The 16836-nt window shown below is 38.9% G+C and carries 18 protein-coding genes; 2 read left to right on the top strand and 16 right to left on the bottom strand.

Annotated features, from left to right (window positions below):
- Positions 1 to 111: 111 nt before the first annotated feature.
- The 6 genes from FB379_RS12870 to FB379_RS12845 are packed head-to-tail and all read right to left on the bottom strand — an operon-like array spanning position 112 to position 4991.
- On the bottom strand, positions 112 to 1092 hold the full coding sequence (locus tag FB379_RS12870; RefSeq protein WP_063388555.1) for a biotin--[acetyl-CoA-carboxylase] ligase: 981 nt from the start codon (positions 1090 to 1092) through the stop codon (positions 112 to 114).
- Complete coding sequence (locus FB379_RS12865; protein WP_066251893.1) at positions 1062 to 2273, bottom strand: CCA tRNA nucleotidyltransferase; 1212 nt, start codon at positions 2271 to 2273, stop codon at positions 1062 to 1064. Before FB379_RS12865 ends, FB379_RS12870 begins: the two co-directional genes overlap by 31 nt.
- Complete coding sequence (bshA, locus tag FB379_RS12860) at positions 2270 to 3412, bottom strand: N-acetyl-alpha-D-glucosaminyl L-malate synthase BshA (RefSeq protein WP_063388557.1); 1143 nt, start codon at positions 3410 to 3412, stop codon at positions 2270 to 2272. Before bshA ends, FB379_RS12865 begins: the two co-directional genes overlap by 4 nt.
- Before the next feature lie 44 nt (positions 3413 to 3456).
- A complete protein-coding gene (gene mgsA / locus FB379_RS12855; RefSeq protein ID WP_063388558.1) occupies positions 3457 to 3861 on the bottom strand; it encodes a methylglyoxal synthase in 405 nt (134 codons plus the stop codon).
- Between the two features lie 11 nt (positions 3862 to 3872).
- On the bottom strand, positions 3873 to 4652 hold the full coding sequence (dapB, locus tag FB379_RS12850; protein WP_063388559.1) for a 4-hydroxy-tetrahydrodipicolinate reductase: 780 nt from the start codon (positions 4650 to 4652) through the stop codon (positions 3873 to 3875).
- Between the two features lie 15 nt (positions 4653 to 4667).
- On the bottom strand, positions 4668 to 4991 hold the full coding sequence (locus FB379_RS12845) for a nucleotide pyrophosphohydrolase (RefSeq protein WP_063388560.1): 324 nt from the start codon (positions 4989 to 4991) through the stop codon (positions 4668 to 4670).
- 141 nt (positions 4992 to 5132) lie between these two features.
- Between FB379_RS12845 and FB379_RS12840 the strand changes: the two genes are divergently transcribed.
- Positions 5133 to 6002, top strand: a complete 870-nt coding sequence (locus tag FB379_RS12840; RefSeq protein ID WP_094246122.1) for a YitT family protein — start codon at positions 5133 to 5135, stop codon at positions 6000 to 6002.
- A 212-nt stretch (positions 6003 to 6214) separates the two neighbouring features.
- On the opposite strand, the gene ypjB is transcribed toward FB379_RS12840, so the two are convergent.
- Positions 6215 to 6994 (bottom strand): sporulation protein YpjB, encoded by a 780-nt coding sequence (ypjB, locus tag FB379_RS12835; protein WP_063388562.1) that lies wholly within the window; start codon positions 6992 to 6994, stop codon positions 6215 to 6217.
- 64 nt (positions 6995 to 7058) lie between these two features.
- Positions 7059 to 7658: a lipoprotein heptaprenylglyceryl N-acetyltransferase LhaT gene (gene lhaT, locus FB379_RS12830; RefSeq protein ID WP_066251898.1), complete on the bottom strand. Its 600-nt coding sequence runs from the start codon at positions 7656 to 7658 to the stop codon at positions 7059 to 7061.
- Between the two features lie 288 nt (positions 7659 to 7946).
- On the opposite strand from lhaT, the gene FB379_RS12825 reads away from it, so the two are divergent.
- A complete protein-coding gene (locus tag FB379_RS12825) occupies positions 7947 to 8234 on the top strand; it encodes a hypothetical protein (protein ID WP_144598145.1) in 288 nt (95 codons plus the stop codon).
- A 738-nt stretch (positions 8235 to 8972) separates the two neighbouring features.
- Here the strand turns inward: FB379_RS12825 and FB379_RS12820 are convergent.
- The 8 genes from FB379_RS12820 to FB379_RS12785 form a co-directional block, all read right to left on the bottom strand.
- Positions 8973 to 10433, bottom strand: a complete 1461-nt coding sequence (locus FB379_RS12820; RefSeq protein WP_063388566.1) for an alanine/glycine:cation symporter family protein — start codon at positions 10431 to 10433, stop codon at positions 8973 to 8975.
- 866 nt (positions 10434 to 11299) lie between these two features.
- Positions 11300 to 12067 (bottom strand): menaquinol-cytochrome c reductase cytochrome b/c subunit, encoded by a 768-nt coding sequence (locus FB379_RS12815; protein WP_063388567.1) that lies wholly within the window; start codon positions 12065 to 12067, stop codon positions 11300 to 11302.
- A gap of 64 nt (positions 12068 to 12131) precedes the next feature.
- On the bottom strand, positions 12132 to 12806 hold the full coding sequence (gene qcrB / locus FB379_RS12810) for a menaquinol-cytochrome c reductase cytochrome b subunit (protein ID WP_063388568.1): 675 nt from the start codon (positions 12804 to 12806) through the stop codon (positions 12132 to 12134).
- 3 nt (positions 12807 to 12809) lie between these two features.
- Positions 12810 to 13322 (bottom strand): QcrA and Rieske domain-containing protein, encoded by a 513-nt coding sequence (locus tag FB379_RS12805; RefSeq protein ID WP_063388569.1) that lies wholly within the window; start codon positions 13320 to 13322, stop codon positions 12810 to 12812.
- 140 nt (positions 13323 to 13462) lie between these two features.
- Entirely contained in the window at positions 13463 to 13906 is a 444-nt protein-coding gene (locus tag FB379_RS12800; RefSeq protein ID WP_144598144.1) for a YpiF family protein, read from the bottom strand.
- An 83-nt stretch (positions 13907 to 13989) separates the two neighbouring features.
- Complete coding sequence (locus tag FB379_RS12795; protein ID WP_066251907.1) at positions 13990 to 14532, bottom strand: ReoY family proteolytic degradation factor; 543 nt, start codon at positions 14530 to 14532, stop codon at positions 13990 to 13992.
- 72 nt (positions 14533 to 14604) lie between these two features.
- On the bottom strand, positions 14605 to 15870 hold the full coding sequence (locus tag FB379_RS12790; RefSeq protein ID WP_144598143.1) for a tetratricopeptide repeat protein: 1266 nt from the start codon (positions 15868 to 15870) through the stop codon (positions 14605 to 14607).
- Between the two features lie 21 nt (positions 15871 to 15891).
- Entirely contained in the window at positions 15892 to 16803 is a 912-nt protein-coding gene (locus tag FB379_RS12785) for a hypothetical protein (RefSeq protein ID WP_144598142.1), read from the bottom strand.
- Positions 16804 to 16836: the final 33 nt, after the last annotated feature.

Below are 16836 nucleotides of genomic sequence, written 5' to 3'. Positions count from 1 at the left end.
TCAAGGCAGAATCAATCTTTTAATAATGACAACATGAAACTTTTTTGGTGCAGTTCCAAACAGGATACTGCCCTTTCGTTAAGTATAACAAAATTTCATTGTAAAATATATTTATTTGATATCAATATCTGCTGAATACACTTTTTCTATTTTTCCTTCAGAAGTTTCAATGAGAAGCGCCCCTTCTTCATTAATGCCAAGAGCCTTGCCGACAACTGTTCCGGATAATGTCCGGGCATGGATCGTTTTGTTTAAACTAATGGAATAGCTTTCCCATAAAAGCTTAATCGGTTTAAATCCATGCTCTAAATATGTAGTATACCATTTTTCAAAACGTTCGAGAAACTTTTGAATGATAAGGGCGCGATGAATTTTCTCTCCCTTTTCAATCGCTATGGAGGTGGCGGTATTGCGAATCGCTTCAGGAAATTCATCAATTTGCTGATTTACATTAATACCGATGCCGATGATCACCGAATGCACTTGATCAGCTTCCGCCTCAAGCTCTGTTAAAATTCCGACTGCTTTTTTTCCATTAATCAAAATGTCATTGGGCCATTTAATGGTCGGAGAAAGCCCTGTTGCCTCTTCAATCCCTTCTACGAGAGCAACGGCTGTCAATAAAGTAAGCTGAGGAGTTTTCTGTAAAGGTATGTTCGGCCGCAAAATGATGCTCATCCAAATCCCTGTACCTTTTGGCGAATACCATACTCTAGCCATTCTCCCTCTTCCGCCTGTCTGTTCATCCGCAACTACGAGCGTTCCCTCCTCAGCACCTTTCTGCGACAATTCATGGGCAATTTTTTGAGTAGAATCAACCGTATCGTAATATACAATGTTTTGTCCTATAAAATCCGTTTGCAGACCTAATTGTATTTCGTTGGCTGTAATTTTTTCCGGCGTCTTGACTATTCTGTACCCCTTTCTTCGCACCGCCTCGAGGACAAATCCTTCCTTCCTCAATTCCTCAATATGCTTCCATACTGCCGTTCTTGAACAACCGAGCAATTCGCTGATTTTTTGGCCTGAAACATATCCTCCATCAGCTTCAGAAAAAGCTGCTAACAGCTTTCGCCTAATTTCTGATTGCAATTTTTTAACCACTCCTTTATTTCGCCGCTATTATTTTCAATCAATCCATTGACAACCTGTTGTTCAACCAGCGTTAAATATTCCTCCACCCATTTGCCCGGCTTTTTCGGCACGATGTTTAAAATGTCATTCCCCGTTACGGCCAATTCTTTTCTAGAATGGATTGGAAGCTGTTCGTAAGACTTTTGCAGTTTCTGAATGGCTTCTTCGTTTTTTTCTTTTTGCAGCACCTGCCTTATTCTTTCCAGCTGAAGAGCATCCTCAAGCCCTGTCTTATATAAAAGAAAGGCTGTCCAGTCTTTCTCGAAGAGACAATTGAGCAACTCAAGATGTCTGCATACTTTTTTGATCACCCTTCTAGGAAGCTTCCAATTCCGCATAAATGATTCACCATCATCCGTTTCTAAAACGAATAACAAAACAGTCCAGTATTCTTCCCGCTCACACAAATTATGCATTGGATAGCTGAGCAGCTTGTGCAACTGTTCTTTCTTTTGTTTTAATCCAGGCATATGTTGATAAACATTCGTAAGAGTTAATAGTTGTATCGCATCATTTGCGGAAGCTCCAGCCAGAAGCTTTTCAAATTCAGCAGTTATTCGCTCGATCGATATGTTCTGAAGAAGCTTATGCCAAACGGTTATGGCTTGCAAAGTTTTTTCTTCAAGCCGAAAGGACAATTGGCTGACAAATCTTAAAGCGCGCAGCATTCTTAACGCATCTTCGGAAAAGCGTTCATACGGATCTCCCACTGTACGAATCATGCGGTTTTCTAAATCTTCCATGCCATTGACATAATCTAAAATGCGCCCGTTTTTGTCCATCGCCAAAGCATTAATTGTAAAATCGCGCCGCTTTAAATCTTCTTGCAGCGAGCTGACAAAACGGACATATTTAGGTCTTCGATACTCTTCGTATTCCCCTTCCGTCCGAAAAGTCGTCACTTCATACGGCTTTCCATTATGAAGAACAATGACTGTACCATGCTGCACCCCAACATCAATTGTTTTCGGAAAAATTTTTTGAATCTCATCAGGCTTTGCTGATGTGGCAATGTCGATATCCCCGATCTTCCGATTCAGCAATAAATCACGAACAGAACCGCCGACAAAATACGCTTCATGGCCATGCTCATTTAATTGTTCTATAATCGGTATTGCCTCCACAAATTCCGCTTTCATGTTGGAACTCCTTCAGATAGTAATTCAAAATAAATTTGCTCATATGTTGACACAATTTTTTCAGAATGAAATTTTTCTCTGACAAGCAGTATCGCATTTTCTGACATTTTTTGATGAAGTGTTTGATCTTCCAATAAGCGAATCGATTTTTCGGCGGTATCCTCAATATCGCCAAGCTCAACAATATAGCCTGTTTTATGATCTTCAATTACTTCCGGTATGCCGCCGATCCTCGTTCCAATACAGGGAACTCCGCAAGCCATCGCTTCCAATAAAACTAATCCAAAGCTTTCTTTTTCTGACAGCAGCAATTTTAAATCACTGATGGAATACAATTGATCTAAGTTTTCTTGCTTCCCCAAAAACAGCACATGATCTTCCAATTGCAGCTGTTTCACTAATTTCATGACAATCGACACTTCCGGTCCGTCGCCGACCAGCAACAGCTTCGATGGGACTTCCTGTCGGATGAGGGCAAATGCTTTGACGACATCAGGAACTCGCTTCACTTGCCGAAAATTTGATACGTGTATAAGCACTTTTTCATCATCTTGAATCCCGTACTCTCTTTTTAATGAAGGCAAATGTTTTTTATGATAAATTCGTTCATCAATAAAATTGTAAACCGTTTCAATTTCTTTTTTAGGCTCCAATAAATCATATGTTTGTTCAACGAGCGCCTTTGATACGGCTGTAACGCGGTCCGAAGCTTCAATCCCAAATTTGATCGCTATGGAGAGCGTCGGATCATATCCTAGCACAGTAATATCAGTACCATGAAGAGTTGTGACGATTTTTATTTTTCCCCCAACCATTTGTTTAGCCAAAAAAGCGCAAATCGCATGAGGCACAGCATAATGAACGTGCAAAATATCTAAATTTTCCCTCTCAATGACTTCGGCAATTTTACTGGATAAAGCGAGATCATATGGAGGATATTTAAAAACAGAGTATTGATTTACTTCCACTTCATGAAAATAAATGTTGTGATAAACCTTATTCAGCCTGAATGGCATGCTGGAGGAAATAAAGTGAATTTCATGCCCTCTTTCTGCAAGCAATTTTCCAAGCTCTGTCGCCACCACGCCTGATCCTCCAACAGACGGGTAGCAAGTAATGCCAATTTTCAATTTTTTCATTCATTATCACCAGGAAAGGATATTTTCAAAACTATGATTTCTGCTCAATTTTTCTCGTGGATGATGTTTCTCCATGTAAAATCTCCCCGTTCAAGCCCCTTTACTAATATTTCCGCAGTGCCCATATTGGTTGCCAGGGGGATTGCATACACATCGCATAGACGGATAAGGGCAGAAACGTCCGGTTCATGAGGCTGGGCAGTCAGCGGGTCGCGAAAAAAGAAGACGGCATCCATTTCGTTTTTCGCGACTAATGCACCAATTTCTTGGTCGCCTCCAAGCGGACCGGATTGGAAGCGGTGAATTTTCAGTCCAGTTGCTTCCTGTATTCTTAAGCCTGTTGTGCCTGTTGCAAATAAATCATGCTTTTCTAATATATGTTTATAAGCAATGGTAAATTGAACCATATCGTCCTTTTTCTTATCGTGAGCAATGAGTGCAATCTTCATATATTTCCCCCTCATTCAATAATGTTTTCCAACCCGTAAACGAGCGTATCGATCTTCATCACGGTTTCAACGGAAAGCTTTACTCCTGACATAAAAGACGCACGATTATAGGAATCATGGCGAATTTTCAGCGTTTGACCGTCACCGCCAAACAAAACCTCTTGATGAGCCACTAACCCTGGAAGACGAACGCTGTGGATATGAATGCCATTCCATTCGCCGCCTCTTGCTCCTTTGATCGTTTCCTTTTCCTCCGGATGTCCTTGCTTTTTATTTCCGCGAACTTCATAAATCATTTCAGCCGTTTTGATTCCAGTTCCAGAAGGTGCATCAAGCTTTTTATCATGATGCATTTCGATGATCTCAACATCAGGGAAGTATCTGGCCGCCATTTTTGCAAATTTCATCATCAGTACAGCTCCAATCGCAAAATTTGGCGCGATAATTGCCCCGATTCCTTTTTCTTCCGCTAATTTTCTCAATTCCTGCAAGTCTTCTTCCTGAAAGCCGGTAGTTCCTACTACAGGGCGGACACCGTGCTCCAGCGCAAGCTTTGTATGTATTTTTCCAACCTCTGGTGTTGTCAAATCAATCAACACGTCTGGCGATGTTTCTGCAAAGCATTGTTCAGGGTTTGTATAGGTGCGGACTTGATCTTGAAACCATTCGCCATCATTTATTTTGTCTAGTACAGCTGAAAGTGTAAAATGCTCTGTTTCATTTACCAGTTTTACTGCCTCTTGCCCCATGCGTCCTCTTGGGCCGGCAATGACGATCTTAATTTGTTCCATTATTCCATCACCTTTCTATTTTTTTGTCCATCTGTTTCGATCTCTAGTTTGAAATTTATGCATGACGCGATCGTGCGCCTTCTCAAGATCAATGTTTAAAGAATTGGCCAAGCAAATGATGACAAACAATAAATCGCCAATTTCCTCTTCAATTTCTTTCTCTTTCTCCGTTTCTTTTTTTGGCTTTTCCCCATAGTAATGATTAATTTCTCTTGCAAGCTCACCAAGCTCTTCTGTTAATCGCGCAAGCATCGCCAGCGGGCTGAAATAGCCTTCCTTAAATTGGGATATGTAATCATCTACTTCTTTTTGCAGGTCTTTAATTGTTTTACGTTCCATTAGGCAACCACCTCATTTGTCTTCTCTTTCATGTTAGCTAATTCCTTACCATTTGACAATGAAAAGAAATGTCGATTGAATTGTAACATACAATCTGATCCATTATAATTAAAAACATCGAAAAAAATAGGAGGTGGGAGTTTGTTGCCTTTTAAATTGAAAAACCTCTTTTTTATATTGCTCGGATCCGCTATTTTCTCGTTTGGACTCGTTCATTTTAATATGCAAAACAATTTAGCTGAAGGCGGTTTTACTGGTATTACGCTCCTTTTATTTTTTTTGTTTCAAATCAACCCCTCTATTTCCAATCTTGTATTGAATGTACCCATTTTTTTTATTGGATGGAAGCTTTTAGGGAAGACGACTTTTTTGTATACATTAATTGGAACGATTTCGGTTTCGTTCTTTTTATGGATTTTTCAGCTGCATCCATTTCATATTCCTCTACATGAAGATTTAACATTGGCGGCTCTGTTTGCAGGAGTTTTCATCGGCGTTGGACTAGGGATTATTTTTCGCTATGGCGGAACAACAGGTGGAGTTGATATCATTGCTCGTCTTGTTTATAAATTTTTCGGCATCAGCATGGGAAAAACAATGTTTTTATTTGACGCGTGCGTGATCACTTTATCGTCCATTTTTTATTTATCCTATCGCGAAGCCATGTACACATTAGTGGCTGTTTTTATCGGAACAAGAGTCATTGATTTTATTCAGGAAGGTGCCTATAGAGCAAAAGCAGCGACCATCATATCGGAGAAACATGAGGAAATTGCCGAAAAAATCATGAAGGATATGGATCGCGGAGTGACCATTTTAAAAGGACAAGGTTCGTTTACAAAACAGAATCGGAATATTTTATATTGCGTCGTTGCCAAAAATGAATTTGTCAAGCTGAAACAAGTTATTACAGCTGTCGACCCTCATGCGTTTGTTGTCGTCAGCGACGTTCATGATGTACTCGGTGAGGGCTTTACCCTTGATGAAAATAAAAATCCGATTGAGCACTAACGCGTTTCTTGTCGTCAACGATGTTTATGATGCTCAAGAAGGATTTACCCTTCATGAAAACAAAAACTTGTTTAAGCACTGACAGGGGCTGTCCAGAAAGTCAAATCCCTTTTGAAAACAAAAAATCATAAACATCGATATATCAACGTTTCTAAAATATAAAAGGGGGCTGTCAATAAGCCAAAAAACGACTTATTAGACAGCCACGCACTCTAGTTCTCTTTTCTTTTATCTGTTTTTTCTCCTTTGTATTTTTTCCATCCTGTATAAGCTAGTGCAATAAAAATGACGCTGCCCGTTGAAAACATCACCCATAACAGCGATGGATCTGCTTCGTCGTTTTTGACGCGATCAAAAATGTTTTTTAAGTCTTTTTCGATTTCCATCATATGCTTCTGTCTTGTCTTTTTCGAAATTTCAAAAAACATTTTGTCGTTTACTGCTGAAATATGTGTTTCAATCTTATCAATGTTTTTGCTGTCAACATCAACGGTAAGGCTTGGATAAATAACGGAGTACAGTGACAAAAAACGATTCCACTCATGCTGAAAAGCCGCCCAATCCTCTTTTTCCATTTCCGTTTTTAATTCTGCAAATGTCGTCATGATCGGTTCTTCCATTGTGCTCCAGAGCGGCTGGTGTTCAGACAGAATTGCATCAACAACAAGCCGGAATTGAGTGACTTTGTCGATCCGATCTTCATAGCTCATTCCATCGTTCTCAACGGCATCCAACGCTTTTTCGTAAGAAGCAGAAATGACCCGAAGCTCATTTATTGATAAGCGGTTTTCAACATTATTTTCTTTAAATTCGTTTTCAAGAAATAATAACAGCTGCTTCGCTTCATCAAACTTTTTTTGCTTTGAAAGCTGCCACGCATAATTCGTCATGACATCCAATGTTTCCCAATTGTTTTTTTCTTTTGCATTGATCGGTATTTGAAGCAGGAAAAAAAGCAAGAGAACAATCAACGTACTGATCCATTTTTTCATTCTTGTCCCCCCTATAACTACTAGTAATAGTTATTCAAGAGTGGACAAGAGTAGACCATGTTTCTTACAATTCTTTCAATTCAAATTTGTATGTTTGATTTTTTATAACAAAAAAATAAGCGATCGCAATGGAAATAATACTCAGCCAAAACGTAAAGTAACCGATTAGCGCAGAATATTGATTTAAAACGCTATATTGAGGCATCATATCAAACACGTAATCAATAATTTCATTGTGAAGCGTCCATATGGAGGCCAGCATCAAGTGCTTCATTTCAAACCGATAATACGGTGCATACAACAGCCCTTCTATTGCCATTCCTAAATGGGACAAAATGAGCATCATTCCGTAAATGGATAAAACACCCGTTTCCAAATATACAAACAGGTTCATGGCAACCGCCCAAATTCCATATTTAAATAGCGTAATCATAGCTAGTGCTTCAAACAATTTAAAATGCTTCCCAACAAGAAACCCAATCAAAACGAAAACAAAGAACAAACTAGCGGTTGGACTGTCAGGAACAAACGCAATAAACTGTGGCGGTGTTTCGGAAAGCTGCTGTTTATACCAAATATAACCATAAATTGTTCCTGCTGTATTGATTAAAAGCATCAAATATAAAAATGATCGCTGCCTTAATACAAAAAATAACCAACCCATCCAAGTTCACTCCTTGGTTTTATTGAATTCGGGGTCATGGATCATGAGACACCCTGTACTATGTATGCCAAGAAAACACTCTTTTTTCATTGCAGAAATGTTCCTTATATTTTGAAGAACTAAATGGTAGGAAGGCATTTTTAAAATAAGTTTATCGCCTTCCACAGCAACAATATTCATCCTGATTATCAAGAGTAACATTCTCTGTAAATAAGGAAAGCGCTCCTCATCTTTGGTAGAATTTTGTTTGATAAGAACATGACCTACCAAAAAAGGAGCACCTTTAAGGTGAAGTCTACCACACTTATCCACAAAATCAAGACAGAATGTACATCGCAAAATGCAAACAACTTCGGCAGATTCAAATATTCCTGGAGCATTCGAAAAATCAAGCCTGAGAAAGCGCTACAGGACTTGCCTGCATCAACGAAACGTCACGCTGCGGAAGATGCCGCCTTTCGGTACTGGAAATGGTACGTCGATGATGAAGAAGGCATGACGGTCACCTACCAAGCGATCTTCTGGAAGAACCCTCATCGTGTTGAAATCATAATGCCAAACACAGGTGGTGGATGACGGCCAGATGCTCTAAATCTAATCTTTAATACGGATTTCGATACAAACCAATCGTCACCAACCTCGAGTAGGAAGCGCTCAATTTTGGCGTTTTTACAACAAACGATGTTCCATGGGAAATTACATCAAAGAAGCTAAGTGCATGTTTGCCATGGACTGGATTGCGACTTTCGATTTTGAAGCCAATGAACTTGATTCTCATCAAACTGTTTTCCAACAACCGCTATGAGTGGTTTAAACAAGATTACTGTGAACCCGTTCATCGAGCATACAGCACTGCTCGGTTTCACTTAGAATTCTTCCGTTGTACAGACATGTACGGTACAGCTGTCGAGGAATTCTCAGGTTGATAAAAGATTTTGCTAATCAACAGACCTGGAGGAGAAGCGAAACAAAGATCGTCCGGCTAGAATGAGTTTACCACAATTTCGCATAGGAATACCGAAGCTCTTAACAGTCGGGAGGGAAGACTAAAGAGTCATGTGATATGATTCAGCGATGCTAACAAATGTACTGTTTGCATACTCTGATATTTCGTCATCTATCATTGTCTACGATGCTGAAAAACACTGAATGATTATTACTATCTAATCCCAATGTTATATTAAGATCATTTCCTTTGATAAACTGATCATAACACAAGTGAAAAGAAAGGGCGATTCATCACACAGCCTATAAAGGTGAGCGACTTCTCGCCAATTTACGTTAAAAAAGGGGCTTATTGTTGGTACGCAATCTTTAGGATCTTTCTTCATTTTCATGTTTATACCCGTCTGCCCAAAATTCGGCATTTTTTACACCCTGTTTTGTAGAATCATAAGTCGGATCAACACCTTGTTTTTTCTGATTTTCATAGTCTTTTAACGCCCTGATGGCCGGTTTATATAATAATACGAGACCGATTAAGTTTACCCATACCATCAATCCTAGTCCGACATCTCCCAAAGTCCATGCGATATCAGATGTCCGAACCGTTCCGTAAAAGACGGCAGCCAAAAAAATTAACTTTAAGACAAGAATCGGTATATTCTTACTTTTTTTCTTAAACAAATATATAATATTTACCTCGGCAATATAATAGTATGCCATTATTGTTGTAAATGCAAAGAAGAATAATGCCACTGCTACAAAGGGGGATCCAAATCCAGGTAGTTGGGAATCGACTGCAATTTGAGTATAAGCAGTACCCACTTCAACAGTTTCTCCAATATTGTTTACAAGCAATGATTTTTGATCAGGCTCATACACATTGTAGGAATTTGTAAACAAAATCATAAAAGCTGTTGCTGAACAGACAAGCAATGTATCAATGTAAATAGAAAATGACTGTACGAGCCCCTGTTTGGCCGGGTGGGAAACTTCGGCAGCACTAGCAGCATGCGGCCCCGTTCCTTGACCAGCTTCATTTGAATAAATCCCACGCTTTACACCCCAAGAAATCGCACTTCCTAAAATCCCTCCGAATAATTGATTAGCTCCAAACGCACTAGAGAAAATTAGTTTAAATACACCAGGAACTGCTTCAATATTCATGATAATAATGATAAGTGAAATAAGTATATATCCGATTGCCATAAAAGGCACTACTAATTGAGCGACGTTGGCGATTCTTTTTACTCCGCCAAGAATAATCACTCCCAATAGTACAACTAAGATGATTCCTGTTACGGTCGGATCAACGGAGAATGCTTTTTTAAATCCAGAAGAAATGGCATTTGATTGAACACCCGGCATTAAAACACTCATTGCTACAATCGCAGCCACAGCAAAAACCATTCCGGCCCAACGTCGATTTAACCCTTTTTCAATATAATAAGCCGGTCCTCCGCAGTATATCCCATCCACTTTTTCTTTATAAATTTGGCCAAGTGTCGATTCCACATATGCCGTAGCAGCACCAAAAAAAGCAATTAGCCACATCCAAAATACTGAACCGGGACCACCGTATGCGATCGCAGTAGCAACACCAGCAATATTCCCGGTTCCGACCCGTCCCGATAATGCGATCGACAATGCTTGAAAAGAAGAAATTCCTGACTTGGAACTTTTTCCTTTAAACATTTGCTGAACCATATCTTTGATCAATCGTATTTGAGCAAATTTTGTCATAAATGAAAAAAACACTCCGATTCCAATACAAAATACGATCATCGGCGTACTCCAAAGCCACCCACTCAATGTTTCAATAAAACCATCCAAAAAAAAATTCCCCCTTATTTTAATGTTATGAGTAATTATAGCTCAGCATTTATATTTATAATAGATTCTTCATTAATTTTTGTGAAATAACACAAAAAAGAAAATATTTTTGAATTATTTGAAATGAATGTTAGTGCTATGCAACCAATTATCAGGAGGTTGAACATATTTTCTGTGTGACTAGAATTTCCAGAATTTTAAGTCGTTACTTAACATATGTTTGAAACACATTATAATGTTTAAATAGAGAAAAGGTTTTAGCAAGAACGCTGTCCTTTTACGGCTTTTTTCACCACAAATGTTCACGACAGGTGGACGAGAAAAATCTGCGAGTTACCCGTATGAATAAACAGTTGTTTTGAATTGTTTATGTGAAACGATATCGTTGTGTCGATTATCGTGAAATATATAATTGGAGCAGCTCAAAATTCAATTATCAAATACCCCAATCATGGAATACTTTCAGACACTCCATACCTACACATGAGCAGAGGGCACAAATCATAAAATCAAAACAGTAAATGCCTTTGCATACTGGCTATAGAAACCGATGCCGATTTAGAACACGTGGCTGGTTTAGAGTGTACAGGAGAGAAACGTATATTAAGCAGGTGTCCTAGCCCTCCTTCTTTATCATTTTGTCAAAAAATAGTAAATGGATAGAAAGCCGTCAACAAAGGCGATTGACCTCCTCTATTTTTTCATTTACCAGTCTACAAAAAGAAAATACAATCGCATCAATCTTGCTGACTTTAATTGTTAGAGTTGTTTCACAGTCAATGGAGATAAGACAATAAAAAAAGCTTGTAGAGAAAAAATCTTCCTTTCTCTACAAGCTATACAGACAAACACGATGTCAGCTCTTTTTATTTCGATGTAACACTAGAAACAAACTCTGCTAATACTTTCAACTCTTCATCCGTACCTTTAAAGATTCCAGGAGGCATGCTTCCTACGCCTTCTTTAGCAATTTTCGCAACTTCTTCCGGAGACAATCCGTTATCAACTAAAGAAGGTCCAGCCGCTCCGCCTTGCAGGTTATCACCGTGGCAGGAGACGCAGCCTTGTTCCTGAAATATTTTGTATCCTTCCGAATTTGTATCAATTTTAGCTTCCGCTTTAATTTTCCCTTGTTCCTCTTTTAATTCCCAGTCCGTATGCTCAACCGACTCCCATGTTAAATAAACGATGGAAGCTACAGCTAGCAGCATCATTCCTACAGCAACCGGACGCTTATGCGGACGACGTTCTGGCCCGCGATCCAAAAATGGAGCAAGAAGTAGCGCAGAAAATGCCAGTCCTGGTATTACGATTGCACCGATAACGGTATAAGGACCTGATGCATAAGAATATTTTAAAAGCTGGTATAAAAATAAGAAGTACCAGTCAGGAAGCGGTATGTAACCAGTATCCGTAGGATCTGCAACCCGCTCAAGCGGTGACGGATGGGCAACGGTTAAACATAAAAAGCCAATTAAAAAGACCGCGCCAACTAACCATTCTTTTAAAAGAAAGTTGGGCCAAAAAGCTTCAGTTTTTCCTGGGTATTCGGAGTAGTCTTTCGGTATGTTCGGCTTTCTTTCAGCCGACACACGAGAGTCTCCAACGAACTTCATACCTTTTCCGCGATGCATTGTTTCCCCTCCTTTGTTAAGCGGTTCGCCACGAACAACTTACTAAAAAAGAATAAGCCGGATTTTATAGCGGACCTGAAATCCCTTGTTTGCGAATCATTAAGAAGTGCGCTGCCATTAATCCGAATAATGCAGCAGGCAAGAAAAATACATGAATCGCAAAGAAGCGAGTCAATGTTTGCGCACCGACAATTTCGGAATGCCCTGCAAGCAAAATTTTGACGTACTCACCAATAAGCGGTGTCGATTCAGCAATCTGCAAGGTAACTTTTGTCGCAAATAACGCTTTCATGTCCCAAGGCAATAAATAACCTGTCAAACCTAAACCTAGCATAACGAAGAAAATGAGTACACCGACAATCCAGTTAAGCTCGCGTGGCTTTTTGTATGCTCCTTGGAAAAATACACGTAAAGTATGTAAAAACATCATGACGATGACTAAGCTTGCTCCCCAATGGTGCATACCGCGAACAATTTGTCCGAACGCCACTTCATTTTGCAAATAATAGACAGACTCCCATGCATTTTTAATATCCGGCACGTAATACATCGTTAAAAACATGCCAGACAGCACTTGAATCACTGTAACAAAAAACGTCAAACCCCCAAAGCAGTATACAAATGCTGAGAAGTGATGGGCTGGGTTAACATGTTCGGGAACTTCATGGTCTGCGATATCGCGCCATAAAGGGGTGATATCTAACCGTTCATCAACCCAATCATACAATTTGTTGAGCACTTATTACGCCCCCCCTCTTGGTTTAGCTTTTCCTAAATATAAAAATCCATCTTGAATTTTGTACTCATATTCATCCAGCGGAGCAGAAGGCGGTGTTCCAGGGACATTGTCGCCGTTTTTCTCATACAATCCTCCGTGGCAAGGACAGAAGAACATGTTAGGGTTTGATTTATCCCCGTTCCAGTTTACTGTGCAGCCAAGGTGTTTACAGATTGGAGAAAGTGCAACAATTTCTCCTTTTTCATTTTTATAAACCCACGCGGATTTTGGCTCTTCAGCTTCATGCCACGCGTCCTTCTGTTTAATGGTAAAGTCAACGCGTGTCGGTTCCTCTTTAATGTCTGATTCCTTTACATTTGTATTAACAAATTCTCCAGCTGCTTTCGGCTGCAATACAGGATCTACAGCGAAACGAACCATCGGCATGAGCATGCCCGCAGCCATAAAGCCGCCTACACCCGTTAGCGTATAGTTTAAAAATTGACGTCTTGAAACACGGTGTTTATTCTCGCTCATCTTTTTCCCCCCTCTATCTCAAGCTAGTCCATAATGGACATATACAGAAACATATAAAACTAGGACATACTCATGATATATCAATCTTTGTAGAAGGTCAATATAATCATATCGTTAGAAACAAGGGATTGAAAGGGTTTTTAGGTTCGATTCCAATATTGTAATAAAATGTTCATAATTTGTTCGATTTGGTCCTGAACAACCTTTCGCTTTACATCCTGATCCATATGTTCTATTGGGATTGACGGAATCCATATAAATTCATCACCTTCTTTGCGCCATCTTTCTTCACATGTTAAAAAAATGACATGCTGAAAATGTTGTTTAATCGTATCTTTCCACTTTTTTAACAGTTTATCCAAATCAATGTCGTCATTTTTTAAAGAAACAAACGGAGGCAACAGCATGATCCGCCCCTTTAACTGCCGTTCAAGCTCTTGTGAAACAATCTTAATAAAATCTGCTTTTGACGCATTTCTTTTCAGTTCCTCATCAAATGATACCGATAGGAGAGGAACAACTGCAGTATCAACGTACTCCCTTGATTGAAGAAAAGAATCGATATCAACCATTTGCCATTTCACTGATTTCAGCCCCTATTTTTTATTTTTCCTTACTCATTATAAAACTGATAAGCAAAATAAAAAAGCAATGCTGTGCACATTGCCTAACATCCTAAATTGTTCAATTGTTTTACAAGCTTTCGAAACGCCTCTTCATCGTGAGCATCCAACGCTTCATCAATTAAGCGGAGGAGTTTTTCTTTTTGAAATTTTTTAATTGACTCCTCCAAAATTTTTTCCGCAAGCAATCGGTCTTTCTCATTTCTTTGCATATCTTTAGGCAAATATGGATTTTCAACTAAAACGGCAGCATATTCCGGGGAACGGTATTGAGCGCGAAAGTTTAACTGGATATACAAGTCTTCATCTTTATTCAAGCGAATATCGTGAAAAGACTTTTCTGCATCTGTTGTCATCACATTTTCTTTATAAAATCTAAACGGAACATCATCCACACAGTGGGTGGACATGACCATTCCCCTCGGACAAAATTTGGCATGCTCTACAAAGTGGACGTTTTCCATTAATGAATCATGGCTCATTAAATAATTTAATATCCATACGCATTCCCGTCTTTTCAACTGATAATGATTTAAAAACCAGCGAATAAATTCTTTCTTCTCGTTAACAGAAACAGGGGCTTTCATCTTTAACCCTCCTCTGCTTTCCATCTAATTCAAAAATTCAACATAGTTGCGTTGAATTCCTTCCAATTCCGCCTAAAAATTGTCCTCCAATTCGAGCAGCATATTTTCATATTCAATGTTGCCTGGATCAAGCTCCAGCGCTTTTTCAAAAAGCTTCCTAGCCTTTGCCCGCTCCCCTTCTTCAAGCAGAAAATAAGCGTAATTCTCCAAAAATTCCGGGTCTGTTTTAAAATTATTATATGCACTTTCATAATGCTTTAATGCCTTTTCGTACTGTTCGGTGCGATGATAAGCGATCGCTAAATTGAAGTCAAAATGAGGATCATATTCTTCATGTCTTTCTACGATTTCCGTCAACATCTCGATCGTTTCCATATATTTGCCTTGGTTTAACAACACTCCTGAAAGTGTTATGATTGCTTCTATATAACCCGGATCAAGCTCCAGCGCTTTTTTTAACAATTTTACTGCATTGTCTACATCTTTGAGCTTTAAGGCAATTTTCCCGCCGAATAAATAAAGCTCTTTATTAAATGGATCCTCCTGCAAACCTTCTTGAACAATTTGAAAACTTTTTTCCACCATCCCTTCCTGTTCATAGCTTTTGGCCAAATATAAATATAGTGAGTGGTAGGTAGGGTCCAATTCCTTTATTCGTTCAAATTGTGCAATCGCTGTTTTTGTCTGGCCTGCATTTAAAGCTGTCATCCCATAAGCGAAATATGTGTCCAAATCCTCTTCTTCCACCGCTTTCTCAAAATAAGCAAGGGCTTCTTCAAAATCACCGCAAGCAGATAAAGACTCGCCTATTCGTTTATGAATATTTACATTCATTATATTTTCAAATTCCTCTAGGACTACTCTATAAAAGTCGATTGCTTGACGATATTTTCCGAGATGAAAATAATGCTCGGCTAATGCGAAATCAATTACTTTCTCTTCAGGCAATCTTCTCTTGGCTTCCTTCAACTTTTGTTCACTGACTTCATATAAGCCTTGCAATTGATACAAATCAGCCATAAGAAGAAGGGCTTGCGGATATGATTCATCTTCTTGATCAATTTCATTCAGCAGATCAATCGCTTTTTCTTCATCGTCAAGCTCAATGTATATTTCCGCCAAAAAAAGAGTGATAGCAGATTCATCAGGGTATAGCTGCGACAGCTCCTCAGCTATTTTTAACGCTTCATCTGTCCTGCCCCATTGAAAATATTTTTCCGCAAGCTCAAACTTTTCTTCATCATTTAACTCTTTTTCAATGGATGAAAGTTTTTTCAATCCTTTTTCCACTTGGCCGCTTTCAACTAATTGAACGGCTTCGCTCATTTTTTTATTCAACCTAAAACTCCCCTTCTAAATTCAGTACTTGTTTATTGGCTGCGAATAAATATTGAAGCGTCCTGGTGCATTCAGCTGCACTTCTTTTCCGAACCCTGGTTTATAAAATATTTGTTCTCCTGCTTTCAAAACGCTTCCGTTGTGAACGATCACTTCTGGGTTATGATTATAATAATCTAGATAATTATTTTCTTCAACTAAATCGATCATCCGAAATAAATTATAATCAACATTGCTTCCGCTTAAAATTTCGCCGCGAATCGGATAAAGACCGATTTTCATTAATGCTTCTTTCGTAAGTGGGACACCGTTTTCAGGACATTCTTCCAATGATGGCAATTTATATTTTTTTACAATTTGCTGCCATTTGCTTTTCAACTGATGGAAGATGGATTGATCTTCTGAAGAAAAATGGGGAAAAATTGGAGTTTGCTTTGGAAATAAAGTCTCACGAATCCATTCCCATGGAACATCATCAAGCTCAGCAATCTGTTTAATTTCCACGATAATCACAGTAATTTTTTCTCTTTTTAGCATTCTGATGATTGAAGGAGTCAGCCGGTCGATTGGGATTTTTGCAGCGATCGCATAATCGATCGGCGAATTCATCATCACTTTGCGAATATGTTTTTTCTTTTCATCCCATTGTCTTTCAAACGGCAAATCAACAGCAGCTATTAAAAAGGTGCAGCCTTTTTGGATCAAATTTTTCACATATAATTTGAACGAATGGCTTTGTTCTAAATGCTGAATGTTTTGGTCAAGCATGACAAAGCCAGGTGTCATGAAATAGGGCGATCCGTCCATTTTCATAAATCGAAACTGATCTAATTGCTTTTCTTTAAAACGAAACTGATTTCCGTCAACGAGTATTGAGCGCGTCACAATTTGATTGTTTTCCATTAAACGAATTTGATCAATAATATATGCCATTTTCCCACCTCAATAGCTTTTTTAGACAAGCTA

Origin of the sequence: Aeribacillus composti (assembly GCF_007827555.1) — a bacterium.
GTDB classification, from domain to species: domain Bacteria; phylum Bacillota; class Bacilli; order Bacillales; family Aeribacillaceae; genus Aeribacillus; species Aeribacillus composti.
Note: the sequence above shows the minus strand (reverse complement) of the source record. Positions and strands in the feature narration are given on the sequence as shown.